Here is a 15,910-nt window from a genome sequence, read left to right as displayed (position 1 = left end):
ATGGCGGCAAAGCCATATGGGGCGGTCGCGCCCGTTGCGGTTTTCATTGCTCTCCTGACGGGTGGCGCGGTCAGCGCGCAGTCGCTGACGGTGCTGCCCGTCACCATTCAGATGGCACCGGGACGGATGGCCACCGCCCTGACGGTCATCAACCAGGGCGACGACGAGACCAGCATCCAGGTTCGCGCCTTCGCCTGGAACCAGCCTGATGGCAACGACCAGCTCACCAGTTCCGATGAGGTGCTGGCGAGTCCACCGCTCGCCACTATCGCGCCGGCGGCCCCCCAGATCGTGCGTCTGGTGCTGCGTCGGCCGCCGCAGGGACGCGAGGCCGCCTACCGCATCCTGCTCGACCAGATTCCGCCGCCAGCCGCGCCCGGGACCGTGCGCATCGCGCTGCGCCTGTCCATCCCAATCTTTGCCGAGCCGGCGACCCGGGTGGTCCCACATGTGCAGTTTCACATCGAGCGCGATGCGAGGCAGGCCTGGCTCGTGGCATTCAATGACGGCGGCCGCCACGAAACGATCCGCAACATCGCGCTCACGACCAGCGAGGGCAGCGGGCTGCAGACCGAGGCTAACGTATCGCCATACGTTCTCGCCGGCGCCACCCGCCGTTGGCGCATTGTCGCGCAGACCCGCCTGCCGGTACCGGGTGAAACGGTGCGCCTCACCGCGCACGCGGACACCGGTGTCGTCGACCAGCCGGTTCCTGTTGTTGCCGGTCCCTGATCGCCCGCGCGTGGCCGCCATGCGCCTGTGCCGTGCGACGATCATCATGCTTGTGCTGACCATCATGCCGCGACTGACCGAAGCCGCCGGGCAGACGCTGCTGCTGGAGGTACAGATCAATGGCCATTCCACCGACAAGATCGGCGAGTTCACACTGCGCGACGGCGCGCTGCTGGCGCGGCGAGGAGAACTGCATGATCTCGGCTTCCGGGTGCCCGACGCCATCGCCTCCGGGCCTGACGGTCTGATCTCCTTGTCCGACCTACCGGGGTTGACCTGGCGTCTCGTTCAGACGAGCCAGACGCTATACGTCACCGCTGCCAATGACCGCCTGCTGCCGGCGCTACTGCAACCAGAGGGAAACTCCGGCGGCGGTACCGTCGAGAGCGGCACGGGTGCAACGCTCAACTATGACATCACCGGCACCGGCACTGGTCGCCAGAATGTCGCCAACGGGCTGTTTGACCTGCGGGCGTTCTCGCGCTGGGGGGTCGTCAGCTCGGGACTGCTGGCCTATGCCGGTGGTGGTCCGGGCGGCCCCGGTACGGAATCGGCGATACGCCTGGACTCGACCTACACGTTGTCGGACCCCGATACGCTGCGCCGTTATCGCCTGGGCGATTTCATCACGGGCGGCCTGGGCTGGACGCGTCCGGTTCGCCTTGGGGGGGCACAGATCACCTCGGACTTCAGCATGCGGCCCGATCTCGTGACCTTTCCGGTGCCTCTGGTGAGCGGCTCGGCCGCCGTCCCTTCCACGGTGGACGTGCTGGCCAACGGTATCAGGCTGTTCTCGCACGAGGTCGAGGCGGGGCCCTTCGAGATCCCGCAACTGCCGGTGGTGACGGGGGCCGGCACGATTTCGATGACGCTGACCAACGCGCTGGGCCGGCAGGTGGTCGCAACGCTACCCTTCTATGCCAGCTCGGCGCTGCTTGCTCCGGGTCTGCAGACCTTCTCCGTGCAAGCGGGCGCCGTGCGACGCAACTGGGGCCTGCTCAGCAACGACTACGGCAACTTTGCGGCCACCGCGACCTGGCGTCGTGGCCTGTCCTCGGCGCTGACCGTGGAAGCCAGCGCCGAGGGCACCGCAGGCACGTTCATGGCGGGCAGCGGCCTCGTGGTGAATGTCGGCAATCTCGCGATGCTCAACGTCGCAGCAGCGGCCAGCACTGGCTCCGGGGGCATCGGTACGCAGCTTTCCGTCGGTGTCCAGCGCCTCGGCGCTGTGTTCAGCTTCAGCACCTCCGTATCGGTGGCCGGCCACGACTTCCGGGACATTGCGGCGATGAACGGCGACCCGGTTCCACGGCTGCGGCTCAACGCCAGCGTCGGCCTGTCGCTGGGGCGGTTCGGCTCTGTGGGCGCCGCGTACGCGGGAGTCTACCGAGACAGCGCTCCGAGCCCGATCAGGCTGTACGTTCCGCCGGGAAGCACGGTAGCCCGGAACGCGTCACTGGGTGGCGCCGTTTATTTCCAGCCGGCACAGCACACGCATATCCTCTCCGCCAGCTATTCGGTCCCGGTGCGCAACATGTCGATCTACGTCACCGGATTTCGTGACTTCGCCAGCAACGGTAGCAGCGGGATACTGGCAGGCCTGACCATTCCGCTCGGCACGCGTAGCTCGGTTAGTGCCAGCGTGGGATCCGGGTCGAGCGGCGGCTACCGGCAGGTGCAGGCGGCGCAGTCACCGGTGACGATCGGCGACTGGGGTTACCAGCTCTACGGCTCCGACGGCAATTCCAGCCACGAGTTCGCCCAGTTGCAATACAAGTCGCCCTGGGCCCTGCTCACGGCCGGAGCTGACCGCGTCGACGGGCAGACATCGCTGCGGCTGGAATCCCAGGGCGCGGTCTCGTTCGTAGATGGCGGCCTGTTTGCTTCCAACACGATCGAGGACAGCTTCGCCGTGGTGGACACCGATGGACTGGAACATGTCCGGGTCTTGTACGAGAATCGCGACGCGGGCCGCACTAACTCCGCAGGGCGGCGGCTGGTGCCCGATCTGCGTTCCTTCGATGTCAATCACATCGGCATAGAGCCAACCGATATCCCGCCGGACGCCGCGATTGCCTTCACCACGCGGGAAGTGCGGCCCCAGGACCGCTCCGGCGTCGTGGTCAGGTTCCCGGTGCAGATCAGCCATGGCGCATTGCTGCGGCTGGTCGACGAGGCTGGCACGCCGGTGGCGGTCGGCAGCACCGCCACGCTGCGGGCGACGGGTACCACCGTTCCCGTCGGCTATGACGGCAACGCGTATGTCCTGGACCTCGATGCCCACAACGAACTCGACGTCGAGCGGCTGGACGGGCGGCGCTGCAGTGTCGCCTTCGACTACCGGCCTGTGCCCGGCGATATCCCGACGATCGGGCCATTGCCTTGCCGGGAGCAGAAGCCGTGACGCGCAGGCTCGCCCTGGCGGCGCTGATACTGCTCGCCCCGGCGGGGGGACAGGCCGCCTGCACCGTGTCCGCCTCGGGCCTCGCGTTCGGCGTGTACAACCCAACCTTCACGACGCCCACCGATAGCACCGCCACGGTAACGCTCAGTTGCAGCGCCGCGTCCGGCACCGGCGCCTACGCCATCGCGCTTGGCACGGGCGGTGGCGGGAGCTATGCCGGGCGCAGGATGAGCAGTGGCAGTTCCATCCTGCCCTACCAGCTCTATTTGGACGCCGCACACAGCCAGATCTGGGGCGACGGTACCGGCGGCAGTTCCATCATTACCGGCACGGATAACATTCCGCAAGTGGGCGGCACCTCGACCTACCAGGTGTATGGCCGAATCGTTGCCAGGCAGGCAGTCAGCCCCGGCGCCTATACCGACGTCATTGTGGTGACCGTGACGTATTGATTGACGGAACGCTGGACAGGCGTGGTCATTCACGGGAGATGAACGAGGTTCATGCTTATGCTCTGCAGAGCATAAACGCTTTCAGGCACCGTTCCCGGTTATGTCCAGCTCGTCGACCGGTGTCCGGCAGCGGTGGATCGCCGGCGACGAAACTGTAGATAATCAGAGCTGTTGCAGGAAAGCGAGCACGCTGTCGGAAGTCTTGAACCGGAACGGGGCGGCTTCTGCTGGCGCCAGTTTCTCGAGTGCCCGCTGCTTCGTCGCCAGATCGGCATTCGGACCGTAGTGCTTGATGGCGCCGTGATCGGGCGGCAATCCCTCGTTGGTGCCGGCGCAGTCGTCAAGGCCAGGAGAGTATTTTCCGAGCGCGCATTGATTCTTGGATCCTCCGCCAAGGTAGTGCGCTTGCTGTCCGATGACGAAATCGCGCGCGTGCCGAAGAATATTCTTCTCTACGCGATACATCGGATACCGAAATATCGAGGGTCCATTGTATAGGATCGGCTGATCGGAGGACCAACGGAAAGCGGTATTGACGCCCGGACGGCGTAGCCGATGTTGGGGAGTCGGCGGCAGGCGTTGCTCCCTGCAACTCAGGACACTGGAGTATCGTGTCCGACGCCAGCTACGCTCTTCATTGAACGGATCAAGCGACGACAGCGCCGCGCTGCCATCCGATCCGGAGTCGAAATTACAGGGTTCAGTGTTGACAAAAATGATATCCGCTGTTTGGTGCGAAATATTGAATTGTTTTAAGGAATGGTAAAAAATTAGCAAATCCGTATTTAGGGTAAACGATAGGGCGTTTTCTGCATTTGAGTTAAAAAAATTTCCTAAGATGATTTGGCGGCGCCTATCTCTTTGTCTGCAATTTTTCGCTCTGGATAATCGACATGCGCACTATTGCCAAGATTCTCTTTCCGGCCTTGATGGCCTGCCTTGTTTTCAACGGAGAAGCTGGTGCCGCCGAAAAATCTTTCTGCTATTACCATCACAATTGTCCCGCAGACGGAAAGTTGCCGAAAGGTCAGCTGCCTGAGCAATACACCAAGCGGCAGTGCAAGAACGGCGGCGGAAAGAGTTGGGGCGACGGCCCGACGAGTTGCGAGAACGTGAACAAATGACGGGGCCGGGTGGTGAGGATCAACCTCAGAGGTGGCTACGCGAATTCAGACGGAGCCGCTTTCTGCTGGGCAGAACCGGCCGGTATGGAAAATCAGCGCGAGTTGCATCGCCGCCGGAGTCGCACGGGTTGGGCAGGACTGCACGCGGCGATTTCCATTACGAAGGCGAGCCCCCACCTCACTGAAATTCATGCCGGCTGGCGTCCCGACGCCGGTCGAGAATGCGGCGACATAACGCAAGCGCAGGATGCGATAACCAGACACTCTAGCGCTGTCGAAGTACCTGTCCTCGTTTGCTTGGATGAGGGGCGTCCTGTATGTGACAACGTGTTCTCATGCTCGCCCCGGACATGGGTAAGATCAAGGGTAGTCGCGATCCGTAATGGCGGGAGTCTTACCTGGCAAGGCGTTGCCGGCAGCAGACTAAGTCTGCTGCCTTCAGTCATCCCGTTTCCCTGCGAATCGTCGTGCTTGACGGCGCGCACTTGCGCCGCGGCGCCGGCGCTGCACAGCGGCCGTAAACGAGAAAACTTGATCGGGAAAAGCACTGAAAGTTTGCGAATTATTTCCCGGCTATAGTGGAACCACTGGAGGTAGGCGCGGCGCCTTTTGCCGATACCGGCCAGGTAATGACTGTAGACGGGTGCTGCATGAAAAATAAAATCGAAATGACCGCCGGACCGATCTGGGGTGTGGCTGCAGGATTGCTTCTTGCCGCCGCAGGACTGAGTCTCGGCATCTTCCCGACGTCCCTGCATAGCTCGGGAACCGCAAACGACTTCATGGCGTCCGGCGCGACGATGCTGGGCATCTTCCTCGTCGTTTATTCCACGCACGAGTTACGAAGAAAGCGCGCGCACTGAGCGGTCGCGCGGCCGCTGTGATCCACGAAAAAGCGACTCGGGCCGGCGACGGCTCGGGAATGCGCTTGTCCTCTATGCGCACGAGCCGCACGGGATTCGTGCGGGCTACGACTTGCGGATTTCGTGGTTATAGACGAGTTCGACGATTCGCTTCGTCGGGATGCTCGCGCGTAGTTCGTCGACGCCGTCGACGGGAAACCACCTGCATTTCTCGATCTCGTTGTTCGCTTGCGGCGTCTGGTCCGGGCCGACTTCCGTGAAGAACACGTGATGTGCCTTCGCGATTCCGGTGAATTGCATCGAGTAAACGAGAGTCTGGCCGGTCATGCCGGTTTCTTCGCATAACTCGCGATGCGCCGCTTCGAGCGGCGTTTCCCCGCGCTTGATCGTGCCGCCCGGTGCCAAGGCGGCATCTGCCGGAACCGCTCGATCATAAGGAAACCGGTTATGTCCAGAGTGACTTGTGCGAGCACCGGGAACCGACGGGTTGAATCCGAGATGCAAAACAAACCCGAGCGAAATTGCACCGATAAGTCAAAGCTGCTCGCAGCGAGCGAATAACCCGCGAATCGGCTGGAAATGGAGCGCTTACAGGAGGATTCGCCCGGGTATAGGGGCGCATACTTGAGCCCCCAATAACCAGACCGGACACGGCGATGACTACCCTAAGCATGCAAGCGATCGTTTGCGGCAAGACCATTCAGGTAGCCCTGATGACCGACACCGCGACGGCCAGTATTTTCGTGATGGACAACGATGACGGTTCTCATCAGCCGCAGATCATGAGGGTCCGCCAGTACCTTGATGCGGGTATGACGGATGAGGACGTAGTTCGTCATGTATTGAATATCGTTGTGGCCTCGATCGAGCGGCGTGGCCAGCTATGGGCGCACTGAACTTCTTCTGAACGCTCGTCTGCACAGGTCGTGCGCTGCCGCGGTTTGCTCGGAAGAGATTCGGTAAGGATAGCGAAACGCACTCGATGCTGGTGTCATGCCTGCGATCGGATCGGAAGCAATCCGCGATCGCATCCGCCGTCAGGGACAAGCGCACGCCAGCGGCGATCTGGCCGGCTTCGAGGCGTGTGACGATGCGGTTGCATACGCGACAAAGCGGGTGGACGGATGGCTGGCCGGTCCAGGTTGAAGGCAAAGCTTGCCTGGGGCGAGTCTCAACGGAGTTCGCTCGCTTCGACCGGGCTTTGCGCGACATCGCCCGTCTTCGGGCCCGGTGTCGATGCAGCTTGCGGCGTCAGGATCGTGCCCGACGCATTTGCTCCACCTTTTAAGCGGCAACGATACGGAAGGGCACACAAAGGCGATGAAGATCAGGACGACGGCGCAGCTTCGGTTCGAGTTTCGGATCTGGAGGCGCGCTACCGCCTGGGGTGTTTCATCTCCTCGGCTTCCATTGCCGCGTTTCGTTCCTCACTCGCGGAAACAGGTTCCATGGCCTCGTCGATCGAAGCCAATGCATACTCGCAGGCCAGCTTCGTTTCCTCGACGTCGGCGTCGGGCTCCTCGTCGTCGTTGACGGGAGGATCGAGCATGTCCTTGAGCATCGTCGCCAGCTCCGGGGTGTCCCATGGTTCGCCTCGTTGTTCTTTCTTCCTGATGTAGTGCCGGATTTCCGCATCCTGTTCGGGCGTCAGTGGAAGGTGCCGGAAGGTGCTGTTTGGGTTGGCGTCAGTCATGATGTTGCTCCGAAGTCCGGCATGAGCCCGGTTTGGCTGCTGCCCGGGATGCATGCCGGAAAAACGATATGGATGACGAACCGACTCGCGAGTGAGGCCGGGTCAAGGCGACTCGCGCGACGGCCGCCGCCGCGGATACTGCGTTCGCCGAGCTGTTCTGCAGCCTGCAATCCGGCATTCAAGATGTGTTGGGTCCCGAATTGATGTGCAACCGAATTCTCGGACGTGCGTGGCAGATTCTTATTTGCGGAAGTTCGGATCCCGGATTCGATCGAGGCGAGCGGAAAGCTCGGTGATCTGGTATTCAAGTACCTTATTGCGCTCAAATCGTGTCCGGAGTGTGTCGAGCTTGACTCGCCAATACGCCGGATCGCTCACTGGCGATCGGTTCGTGAAGGCGTCGTGTGTTTGCTCGAGCAGTCCGATCGCTCCCCTAATATGAGCCAGTTCGCGCTCCACATCGCAGTACCAGCTCATGTTTTTCGACTCCCGGTTATGGTTCACTTCTTGGCTTGCTGCACGGCGAGCGCGTTTGATTTCACTCGGAAAGCCGCCGTGCGGGCCAATTTCGAGCGATGTTGTCGTCAGTGCCCGCACGTAAAATCTCGACCACTGTGACGAAGCCGGCGTCGTCGTCATGCGGGCGGCCGTTCTGCGCCGGCACATGGGGACAAATGAGCGGGCAATATGCGATTCCACGATAGAGACGCACGCTCATGACGAGCTTCTGAACGTTCGATCGCGACGAATCGCGGGACGAACGCGTCCGGCCAGTATCGCCAGTGTGGCGCGACGGGGTGGGGCGAAAGGCGTAACGCTGCGTGCGAACGTGAGCGCGATGCAGCAAGAGGGAGATGGAGGGCGAGCAGTCGAACGGCTCACGAATGCCCTGATGAGTTCATCATACGCGCGTCGCCCTTCGGGTGGCCATCTTATTTCGGGCGACGCGGATTGCCTCTGGTGCGAGGCTGTGGCTGTCTGGCGCGGTCGGATTGAACCGGCGTGCGGGCTGGCCGACGCGGTGCCTGAAACACCGCGCGGTTGCCGCGCATTCCGTCCTTACTTCTTTTCCGGCAGGAACCAGTTCATCACGAGCGCGCAGATGCCGCCCGTTGCGACGCCCGATTCCAGTACGTTCTTCAGCGCGTGCGGCAGGCTGTTCAGAATGTCCGGCACCTGCGACACGCCGAGGCCGAGCGCCAGCGACACCGCGATGATCAGCAGCGCGCGGCGGTCGAGCTGGACGCCCGCGAGAATGTTGATGCCCGATGCGGCCACCGCGCCGAACATCACCATCGCCGCGCCGCCGAGCACGGGCTCCGGCACGGCCTGCAGCACGCCGGCGACGACCGGGAACAGGCCGAGCACCACCAGCATCCCCGCGATCCAGATGCCGACATGACGGCTCGCGACGCCGGTGATCTGGATCACGCCGTTGTTCTGCGCGAACACGGAACTCGGGAACGTATTGAACACGCCGGCCAGCAGCGAGTTCGCGCCGTTGACGAGCACGCCGCCCTTGATTCGTTGCATCCACACCGGCCCTTCGACCGGCTCGTTCGAGATCTTGCTGGTGGCGGTGACGTCGCCGATCGCTTCGAGCGACGTGACGAGGTAGATGATCAGCATCGGCACGAACAGCGACCACGAGAAGCCGATGCCGAAATGCAGCGGTGTCGGGACCTGGAACAGCGCGGCCTGGTGCATGCCGGTGAAGTCGAGGCGGCCGAGGAACGCAGCCGCGAGGTAGCCGATCGCGAGCGCGATGACGAGCGCGGTGCTGCGCACCCAGACGATCGGCACGCGGTTCAGCAGGATGATCGTGCCGAGCACGAGACCGGACAGCGTCAGGTTCTCCGCGCTCGCGAACGTGCCCTTTGCCATCGCGCCAAAGCCGCCGCCCATGCTGATGAGGCCGACCTTGATCAGCGTGAGGCCGATCAGCAGCACGACGATGCCGGTCACGAGCGGCGTGATCAGGCGCTTCACGAACGGCAGGATGCGCGACACGCCCATCTCGACGAACGAACCGGCCATCACGACGCCGAAGATCGCGGCCATCACGGTCTCGACCGGCGTGCCCTGCTTGACCATCAGGCTGCCGCCCGCGATCAGCGGGCCGACGAAGTTGAAGCTGGTGCCCTGGACGATCAACAGGCCGGCGCCCAGCGGGCCGAAGCGCTTGCACTGGACGAAGGTGGCGATGCCGGAAATCACCAGCGACATCGACACGATCAGGGTCGTATCGCGGCTGGACACGCCGAGCGCCTGGCAGATCAGCAGGCCGGGCGTGACGATCGGCACGATGATCGCCAGCAGGTGCTGCAGCGCGGCGACGAAGGCGACCGTCGGCGCGGGCCGGTCGTTCGGGCCGTAGACGAGGTCGCGGGCCGATTCTGCGGCGGCGGCGCCGTGGGAGGCGGGTTGGGCGTGAGAGGCGGGTTGCATGGCGAGCGGGCCGGACAGGGTGGAAAGTGCGGCATTTTAGCCGAAGGGCCCGCCGGCGCCGCCGGGGCGGGCTGCAATGGCGGGGATTCGACGGCGCGGGGAAACGGCGACGGATCGGCGCCCGGGCGCCCGGGCGGCCGTGACCGTGGCAGCCGTCGGTCAGCGGGCCTGCCGCGACACGATTGCGGCTGACGTCATGGTCGCCGTTGTCGTCGCGCTGAACCCGGGCAGTTCCGGAATCCGCTGCTCCATGAACTGGAGGAACGTGCGGGTCCTGAGCGGCAGATACCGGCGCGACGCATACACGAGGTGCAGGGCATGCGGCGGAATCATGTCCCACTTCGGCAGCAGCCGGACGAGCCGCCCGGTGTCGATCAGGTCCTGAACGAGCCACGCCGGCGCGCTGCCCACTGCGTTCCCGGCCAGGAAGCATTCCCGCAGCGCGATCGAGCTGTTCACGCGATACCGCCCGTGTACCGGAACGGCGATTTTCTCGTCGCCCCGCACAAATTCCAGTTCGCTGCCGATGATGTCCGCGCGCGCGTATCCGACATACTCATGCTTCGCCAGGTCTTCCGGCCGGCGGACCCTCGGCGCCTGCGACACATACGCCGGCGCGGCCACCAGCAGACGCGGCGACGACGCGATGTTGCGCGCGATTACATCCGGCGGCAGCACGTGGCCGAGGCGAATGGCGACGTCGACGCCTTCCTCGACCAGATCGATCACGCGATCGGTCAAATGAAGCTCGACGTCGATTTCAGGCCACGCGGCGAGGAATTCGAGCATGAGCGCGTTCAGCCTCAGCTCGCCCAGCCCCAGCGGCGCGTTGACGACCAGCTTGCCGACCGGCCGCAGCGCTTGCCCGCGCACCTCGGCCACCGCGCTTTCGTATTCGTCGAGCACGCGCTTGCAGCGGTCGTAGAACCGCCGGCCTTCGTCGGTCGGCGCGAGGCTCGTCGTCGAGCGTTCGAGCAGGCGAACGCCCAGTTCCCGTTCGAACGCGGCGACGATCTTGCTGATCGTCGGCTGGCCGGTGCCTTCCTCGCGAGCGACCGCCGAAAAATTGCCCAGCTCGATGGCGCGGACGAACACGCGCATGGATCGCAGCGAATCCATCTTATTCCCCTATGGAATGAACCCTATTCAAGTCTCCCACGTTCCGGCGTAACAGAGAATGACCTAACGTTCGCGAACCTTCAATCCCTGATGAGGAATCGACATGAACGAGGCACTGCAATCTTCGACACTGGACGGCGCGCACGTCGTGATATTCGGCGCGAGCTCCGGAATCGGCCTCGCGGCCGCAGCGGCCGCGAAGGCCAGGGGCGCCGCTGTCACGCTGGTCGGCCGGACCCGCGCGAAGCTCGAGGCCGCCGCGCAGGCGATCGGCGGCGCGCGCGTCGCGGTGGCCGATATCGCTGACAGGCACGCGGTGCAGGCCATATTCGATGCGATGACGCGCGTCGATCACCTCGTCGTCACGGCCGGCCGGTTTATCGCCGGCAAGCTGGGCGAGACCGATCCCGATCATCTGCTCGCCGCGATACAGGAGCGCATTGCCGGGCCGGTCTACGCGATCCGGGCCGCGTTGCCGCTGATGCCCGCGACCGGCTCGATCGTGCTGACCGGCGGGCAACTGTCGGATCGTCCGTCCGCGCAAGGTACGTCCGTGATTGCCGCCGCCGTGCGTGGCGTCGAAGCGCTGGCGCAGTCGCTCGCGCTGGAACTGAAGCCGATTCGCGTCAACGTCGTCGCACCCGGTTTCGTCGAGACGCCGCTTTACGACGCGTTCGGCCCGGAAGCGCGCGATGCGATCCTCGCGGGAGCCGCATCGGCGCTGCCGGGCGGCCGCGTTGGTCGCGCCGACGAAATCGGGGAGGCGATCGCATTCCTGCTGGGCAACGGCTTCATGAATGCCGAAATCCTGCACATCGACGGCGGCGGCCGGCTGGTCTGACCCGTGCGCGTTGCGCGGGCCGGCTTCGGATGCGCGGGGCGTCAGCCGGCCGTGCGTGCTCCGGCTCTGCGCGCCGGTGATCGGGAAACGCCGCATTTTCAGAGGGTGGGTGTCGGGGCGATCATTCCGTTGCTCGATCGCCGCGACGTGTCGCGCTACATGGTGCAGCCGGACACCGGCACGGCGACGCCACCGGGAGGCACTCGATGAACCCGTTTCAATTCCGTACCGTTCCGACGCAGATCGTCGAATTCGGCGCCGCGCGCCGGCTCGGCGCGTTGTTGCGCGAACGCTTTCCGGCGCTCGTGCGGCTGTGCGTCGTCACCGATGCGTTCCTGCATCGCAGCGGCGTGCTTGCGCCCGCGCTGGAGAGTCTTGCCGCGCACGGCTGGCAGGTCACCGTGATCGACGACGTGATCGCCGATCCGCCCGAGCACGTGGTGCTCGAAGCGACCGGTCGGGCCGTCGCGGCCGATGCCGAGATCGTGCTTGGCCTGGGCGGCGGTTCGTCGATGGACGTCGCGAAGCTGATCGCGGTGCTTGCGCCGAGGCAGCAGGCGCTGGCCGACATGTACGGCGTCGACAAGGTCGCGAGCGCGCGGCTGCCGCTCGTGCAGATGCCGACTACGGCCGGCACGGGCTCCGAAGTGACGGCCGTATCGATCGTCACGGTCGGCGAGGCGCGCAAGATGGGCGTCGTGTCGCCGCACCTGTTCGCGGACGTCGCGATCCTCGATGCCGAGCTGACGCTCGGCCTGCCGCGTGCGGCGACGGCCGCGACGGGCATCGACGCGATGGTGCATGCGATCGAAGCCTATACGTCCGCGCGGCTGAAGAATCCGGTGTCCGACATGCTGGCCGTGCACGCGCTGACGCTGCTGTCGCGCAACCTGCTCGCGGCCTGCGACGACGGCCGCAACCGCCACGCGCGCGAGTCGATGCTGGTCGGCGCGATGTTCGCCGGGCAGGCGTTCGCGAATGCGCCGGTCGCGGCCGTGCATGCGCTGGCCTATCCGGTCGGCGGGATCTTCCACGTGCCGCACGGGCTGTCGAATGCGCTCGTGCTGCCGCACGTGCTGCGCTTCAACGCGCCGGCCGCCGCGCCGCTGTACGCGGAACTCGCGGCGATCGTCGCGCCGTCGGCGACGGGCAGCGACGAAGCGAGAACGCATGCGCTGATCGCGGAGATCGACCGGCTGGTCGTCGCGACGGGCATCCCGCGCACGCTGCGCGAAGTCGGTATCGGCGAGGGCGACCTGCCGAGGATGGCGTCGGACGCGATGCTGCAGACGCGCCTGCTCGTGAACAATCCGCGCGAGGTGACGGAGGCCGACGCGCTGGCGATCTATCGGCAGGCGTGGTGATGCGGCGGACGGGCGCAACGCCCGTCGCGATACGCGTGCGGCCTGCCGCGCGGGCCACGTCGGGAAACATGCGCACGCCAGCGCGACGGCCGCGTGCCGGCATCCGGCCCACGGCGAGACGCGCAGCATCGCATCGTGTTCGATGAGCACGCCGCCAAACGCCGAACGCCGAACCGAGCGCGACGCCCGCATGCATCGCCAACACGTTGATGCCGACGCTCGCATCGGCCAGCGGCGACGCGCCACGGATCAGGTAGTTCTGCACGATCGGCGCGATGGAGACGAGCTGCGCGCTCAGGCCAGCGGCGCGCTCGGGTGGTCGGCCACCACGTACGCCGATGCCTGCTTCGTGCCGTCCGGTTTCGTCTGCAGGTAGACGCCCTGAATCTCCGGCTCGAAACCCGGCAGCGCGTTGATCCCGGCTTCGAGCGCGCGGAAGTAGTCGAGCGCCGGGCCGCCCCACGCTTCGCCGGGCACCACGCAGAAGATGCCGGGCGGATAGGGCAGCGCGCCTTCGGTCGCGATCCGGCCTTCGATGCGATCGAGCGTGACGAGCTCGACGTTGTTGCGGATCAGCTCGGCATTCGCGGCCTGTGGCAGCATCGCCTGCTTCGGGAACTGCGCGCGCCGGAACATCTGCTTCTGCAGATGCTTCATGTCGTGGCTGCGGTAGAAATCGTGCATGCGCTGGCACAACTGCCGCAGGCGCATGCTGCCGTACAGCTCCGGATACGCTTCGCACAGCGATGGAATTGCTTCGCGCAGCGGCGTGTCCTGGTCGAGATGGCGTTCGAATTGCGCGAGGTGCGCGACCAGATGCTGCAGCTTGCCGAAGCTCTCCGACGGCGTGAGCAGGAACAGGATCGTGTACAGGTCGGCCTTCTCGGGCACGACGCCGTGCTCGCGCAGGTAGCGCGCGAGGATCGGCGCCGGCGCGCCGAACGGCGCGTATTCGTGCGTGTCGCGATCGATGCCGGGCGTCGTCAGCAGCAGCTTGCACGGATCGACGAAGTACTGGTCGTTCGCATAGCCTTCGAAGCCGTGCCACGTGTCGGCCGGATGGAAGCGGAAGAAGCGCAGGTCGTCGACGATCTGCTCGGTCGGGTAGTCGGCCCACGGGCGGCCGTCGACATGCTGCGGAACGAACGGGCGGATCTGGCGGCAGGTCTTCAGCAGCAGCTTGCGTGCATCGACGCCGTGCGCGACGCAGTCGCGCCACAGTCGTTTGCCGGCCGGGCCCGCATGCATCTGCGCGTTGACGTCGAGCGCCGCGAACATCGGGTAGAACGGGCTCGTCGACGCATGGATCATGTACGCGTTGTTGAAGCGCCGGTGATCGCAGAAGCGCTTCTGCCCTTCGATATGGCTGTCCTTCTTGTGGATCTGCGACGTCTGCGAGAAGCCGGCCTGCTGCTTGTGCACCGACTGCGTGACGAAGATGCCGGGATCGTCGGGGCCGAGCGTCAGCATCAGCGGCGAGCAGTCCTGCATCATCGGGATGAACTGCTCGTAGCCGACCCACGCCGAATCGAACAGGATGTAGTCGCACAGATGCCCGATCCGGTCGACGATTTCCCGCGCATTGTAGATCGTGCCGTCGTAGGTGCCGAGCTGGATCACCGCGAGCCGGAACGGGCGCGGCAGGTCGGCGCGCTCGGGCGCGACGTCGCGGATCGCGTCGCGAATGCGCGCTTCGCCGAGCGCCGCGCTGTCGACGCCGCCGATGAGGCCCCACGCGTTGCGCGCGGTTTCGAGGTAGACCGGCCGCGCGCCGGACACCACGAGCGCGCCGAGGTGCACCGACTTGTGGTTGTTGCGATCGAACAGCACGAGATCGTCGGGCGCGAGCAGCGCGCTCGTGACGACCTTGTTCGACGTCGACGTGCCGTTCAGCACGAACCAGGTCTTGTCGGCGTTGTAGATTCGCGCGGCGTTGCGCTGCGCTTCCAGCGCGGGGCCTTCGTGGATCAGCAGATCGCCGAGCCGGACGTCCGCGTTGCAGAGGTCGGCGCGAAACAGCGTCTCGCCGAAGAAGTCGACGAACATCCGGCCGAGCGGATGATTCGAGAAGAACTGGCCGCCCTGGTGGCCGGGGCAGTCGAACTCGACGTAGCCGCGCTGCACGTATTCGCGCATGACCTTGAAGAACGGCGGCAGCAGGTTCTCGCTGTAGATATCGGCGGCGGCTGAAATCTGCCGGCCGTAATAGTGGCGGCTGCCGTGCCCGAGCTGGATCACGCCGCTCGCGCTCGGCAGGACCGACGGCGGCACTTCCTGGTCGGGCTCGACCGCGACGAAGAACGGAATCGCGAAGCCGGTTCTTTCGACCGTTTTCAGGATTTTCTGCGCCGCATCGATTCCGACGACGATCGCCGCGATATTCGTGAAATCGGTCTGAAATACGTCGACCTGTTCGTGCGTGGTGAGAAAGGCGCCAATCAGCGCCGGCTCGACTGCGATTTTCAACAGGCTCACGCGAACTCTCCGGTAAATGTGCGGAAACGGGAGCCGAATTCGTGCCGATGCGTCATTCGACACGCGCTGCAGCCGATTGAAACGCTTCCGCGAATGCTGAATGCCGATGCGCGCCGCAGAAGCAGCTTTGCGCAGCGAGGCACGGCTGCCGCCGGTCAGTGCGCGACGCAGCCGATCGTAGCAACAAAATCCGGCGAATTCAATCGACCGGAAACGGCAATTTCATTGAAAGATGAGAAGGATCAAATAAGCAGGAATTGGCGTGCTGAAGTGCACATAAAAATGATCCAATTATGAAATCCGATTTGAAAGGGATCGACGGTTTCGCCGAATCGTCGGCTTTTCATCGAAAGGCATCCATGGCATAGGCGGCATCCGAATCGGATGGCGAATCA

16 protein-coding genes and 1 pseudogene are annotated in these 15,910 nt (G+C 64.6%); 10 read left to right on the top strand and 7 right to left on the bottom strand.

Annotated elements, in window-relative coordinates:
* Genes AC3WLY_RS27690 through AC3WLY_RS27680 form a run of 3 tightly spaced genes read left to right on the top strand, consistent with a single transcriptional unit; the run spans position 1 to position 3,588 of the window.
* Positions 1 to 732, top strand: a complete 732-nt coding sequence (locus AC3WLY_RS27690) for a fimbrial biogenesis chaperone (RefSeq protein WP_175958757.1) — start codon at positions 1 to 3, stop codon at positions 730 to 732.
* Entirely contained in the window at positions 692 to 3,136 is a 2,445-nt protein-coding gene (locus tag AC3WLY_RS27685) for a fimbria/pilus outer membrane usher protein (protein ID WP_492309332.1), read from the top strand. Before AC3WLY_RS27690 ends, AC3WLY_RS27685 begins: the two co-directional genes overlap by 41 nt.
* The gene (locus tag AC3WLY_RS27680) at positions 3,133 to 3,588 is read left to right on the top strand and encodes a Csu type fimbrial protein (protein WP_492309333.1); all 456 of its coding nucleotides are present in this window, start codon (positions 3,133 to 3,135) and stop codon (positions 3,586 to 3,588) included. Before AC3WLY_RS27685 ends, AC3WLY_RS27680 begins: the two co-directional genes overlap by 4 nt.
* Before the next feature lie 162 nt (positions 3,589 to 3,750).
* Here AC3WLY_RS27680 and AC3WLY_RS27675 read toward each other — a convergent pair whose 3' ends face one another.
* Positions 3,751 to 4,053 carry a hypothetical protein gene (locus AC3WLY_RS27675; RefSeq protein ID WP_492309334.1) on the bottom strand — a complete coding sequence of 101 codons (303 nt, stop codon included), beginning with the start codon at positions 4,051 to 4,053 and terminating at the stop codon, positions 3,751 to 3,753.
* A gap of 428 nt (positions 4,054 to 4,481) precedes the next feature.
* Between AC3WLY_RS27675 and AC3WLY_RS27670 the strand changes: the two genes are divergently transcribed.
* Together AC3WLY_RS27670 and AC3WLY_RS27665 are read left to right on the top strand one after the other, a co-directional pair.
* On the top strand, positions 4,482 to 4,712 hold the full coding sequence (locus tag AC3WLY_RS27670; protein ID WP_175958759.1) for a hypothetical protein: 231 nt from the start codon (positions 4,482 to 4,484) through the stop codon (positions 4,710 to 4,712).
* A 650-nt stretch (positions 4,713 to 5,362) separates the two neighbouring features.
* Positions 5,363 to 5,575 carry a hypothetical protein gene (locus tag AC3WLY_RS27665; protein WP_175958760.1) on the top strand — a complete coding sequence of 71 codons (213 nt, stop codon included), beginning with the start codon at positions 5,363 to 5,365 and terminating at the stop codon, positions 5,573 to 5,575.
* A 105-nt stretch (positions 5,576 to 5,680) separates the two neighbouring features.
* Here AC3WLY_RS27665 and AC3WLY_RS27660 read toward each other — a convergent pair whose 3' ends face one another.
* The gene (locus AC3WLY_RS27660) at positions 5,681 to 5,980 is read right to left on the bottom strand and encodes an NUDIX hydrolase (RefSeq protein ID WP_425132886.1); all 300 of its coding nucleotides are present in this window, start codon (positions 5,978 to 5,980) and stop codon (positions 5,681 to 5,683) included.
* 251 nt (positions 5,981 to 6,231) lie between these two features.
* Between AC3WLY_RS27660 and AC3WLY_RS27655 the strand changes: the two genes are divergently transcribed.
* Positions 6,232 to 6,471, top strand: a complete 240-nt coding sequence (locus AC3WLY_RS27655; protein WP_175958761.1) for a hypothetical protein — start codon at positions 6,232 to 6,234, stop codon at positions 6,469 to 6,471.
* Positions 6,472 to 6,950: 479 nt separating this feature from the next.
* Here the strand turns inward: AC3WLY_RS27655 and AC3WLY_RS27650 are convergent, their stop codons facing one another.
* From AC3WLY_RS27650 to AC3WLY_RS27635, 4 genes are all read right to left on the bottom strand, one after another.
* On the bottom strand, positions 6,951 to 7,268 hold the full coding sequence (locus AC3WLY_RS27650) for a hypothetical protein (protein ID WP_072436892.1): 318 nt from the start codon (positions 7,266 to 7,268) through the stop codon (positions 6,951 to 6,953).
* A 240-nt stretch (positions 7,269 to 7,508) separates the two neighbouring features.
* Positions 7,509 to 7,907, bottom strand: a complete 399-nt coding sequence (locus AC3WLY_RS27645; protein WP_492332733.1) for a hypothetical protein — start codon at positions 7,905 to 7,907, stop codon at positions 7,509 to 7,511.
* Between the two features lie 420 nt (positions 7,908 to 8,327).
* On the bottom strand, positions 8,328 to 9,716 hold the full coding sequence (locus tag AC3WLY_RS27640) for a uracil-xanthine permease family protein (RefSeq protein ID WP_175958762.1): 1,389 nt from the start codon (positions 9,714 to 9,716) through the stop codon (positions 8,328 to 8,330).
* A 159-nt stretch (positions 9,717 to 9,875) separates the two neighbouring features.
* Positions 9,876 to 10,835, bottom strand: a complete 960-nt coding sequence (locus tag AC3WLY_RS27635) for a LysR family transcriptional regulator (RefSeq protein ID WP_492309335.1) — start codon at positions 10,833 to 10,835, stop codon at positions 9,876 to 9,878.
* A 103-nt stretch (positions 10,836 to 10,938) separates the two neighbouring features.
* Between AC3WLY_RS27635 and AC3WLY_RS27630 the strand changes: the two genes are divergently transcribed.
* The 3 genes and pseudogenes from AC3WLY_RS27630 to AC3WLY_RS27620 all read left to right on the top strand — a co-directional run bounded on the left by AC3WLY_RS27630 (position 10,939) and on the right by AC3WLY_RS27620 (position 13,040).
* Positions 10,939 to 11,676, top strand: a complete 738-nt coding sequence (locus AC3WLY_RS27630) for an SDR family oxidoreductase (RefSeq protein WP_310140325.1) — start codon at positions 10,939 to 10,941, stop codon at positions 11,674 to 11,676.
* A gap of 81 nt (positions 11,677 to 11,757) precedes the next feature.
* Positions 11,758 to 11,886, top strand: a pseudogene (locus tag AC3WLY_RS27625) (putative quinol monooxygenase); the annotation flags it as partial.
* On the top strand, positions 11,883 to 13,040 hold the full coding sequence (locus AC3WLY_RS27620) for an iron-containing alcohol dehydrogenase (RefSeq protein WP_492309336.1): 1,158 nt from the start codon (positions 11,883 to 11,885) through the stop codon (positions 13,038 to 13,040). The pseudogene AC3WLY_RS27625 and the gene AC3WLY_RS27620, both read left to right, overlap by 4 nt.
* A 294-nt stretch (positions 13,041 to 13,334) precedes the next feature.
* On the opposite strand, the gene AC3WLY_RS27615 is transcribed toward AC3WLY_RS27620, so the two are convergent.
* Positions 13,335 to 15,515, bottom strand: coding sequence for an ornithine decarboxylase (locus AC3WLY_RS27615; RefSeq protein ID WP_492309337.1), 2,181 nt, complete (start codon positions 15,513 to 15,515; stop codon positions 13,335 to 13,337).
* 93 nt (positions 15,516 to 15,608) lie between these two features.
* On the opposite strand from AC3WLY_RS27615, the gene AC3WLY_RS27610 reads away from it, so the two are divergent.
* Complete coding sequence (locus AC3WLY_RS27610) at positions 15,609 to 15,812, top strand: hypothetical protein (protein ID WP_310140314.1); 204 nt, start codon at positions 15,609 to 15,611, stop codon at positions 15,810 to 15,812.
* The last annotated feature ends 98 nt before the right edge of the window (positions 15,813 to 15,910 follow it).

Source organism: Burkholderia sp. FW306-1C-G01B (assembly GCF_058781685.1).
This window is presented reverse-complemented; position numbering and strand designations above follow the sequence as displayed.

What these genes read in the sequence shown, in the direction of transcription:
- AC3WLY_RS27610 (WP_310140314.1), top strand. Translation starts at nt 15,609, where the DNA reads ATGCTGAATGCCGATGCGCGCCGCAGAAGCAGCTTTGCGCAGCGAGGC.
- AC3WLY_RS27630 (WP_310140325.1), top strand. Translation starts at nt 10,939, where the DNA reads ATGAACGAGGCACTGCAATCTTCGACACTGGACGGCGCGCACGTCGTG.
- AC3WLY_RS27690 (WP_175958757.1), top strand. Translation starts at nt 1, where the DNA reads ATGGCGGCAAAGCCATATGGGGCGGTCGCGCCCGTTGCGGTTTTCATT.
- AC3WLY_RS27655 (WP_175958761.1), top strand. Translation starts at nt 6,232, where the DNA reads ATGACTACCCTAAGCATGCAAGCGATCGTTTGCGGCAAGACCATTCAG.
- AC3WLY_RS27640 (WP_175958762.1), bottom strand. Translation starts at nt 9,716, where the DNA reads ATGCAACCCGCCTCTCACGCCCAACCCGCCTCCCACGGCGCCGCCGCC.
- AC3WLY_RS27645 (WP_492332733.1), bottom strand. Translation starts at nt 7,907, where the DNA reads ATGACGACGACGCCGGCTTCGTCACAGTGGTCGAGATTTTACGTGCGG.
- AC3WLY_RS27620 (WP_492309336.1), top strand. Translation starts at nt 11,883, where the DNA reads ATGAACCCGTTTCAATTCCGTACCGTTCCGACGCAGATCGTCGAATTC.
- AC3WLY_RS27635 (WP_492309335.1), bottom strand. Translation starts at nt 10,835, where the DNA reads ATGGATTCGCTGCGATCCATGCGCGTGTTCGTCCGCGCCATCGAGCTG.
- AC3WLY_RS27650 (WP_072436892.1), bottom strand. Translation starts at nt 7,268, where the DNA reads ATGACTGACGCCAACCCAAACAGCACCTTCCGGCACCTTCCACTGACG.
- AC3WLY_RS27670 (WP_175958759.1), top strand. Translation starts at nt 4,482, where the DNA reads ATGCGCACTATTGCCAAGATTCTCTTTCCGGCCTTGATGGCCTGCCTT.
- AC3WLY_RS27665 (WP_175958760.1), top strand. Translation starts at nt 5,363, where the DNA reads ATGAAAAATAAAATCGAAATGACCGCCGGACCGATCTGGGGTGTGGCT.
- AC3WLY_RS27675 (WP_492309334.1), bottom strand. Translation starts at nt 4,053, where the DNA reads ATGTATCGCGTAGAGAAGAATATTCTTCGGCACGCGCGCGATTTCGTC.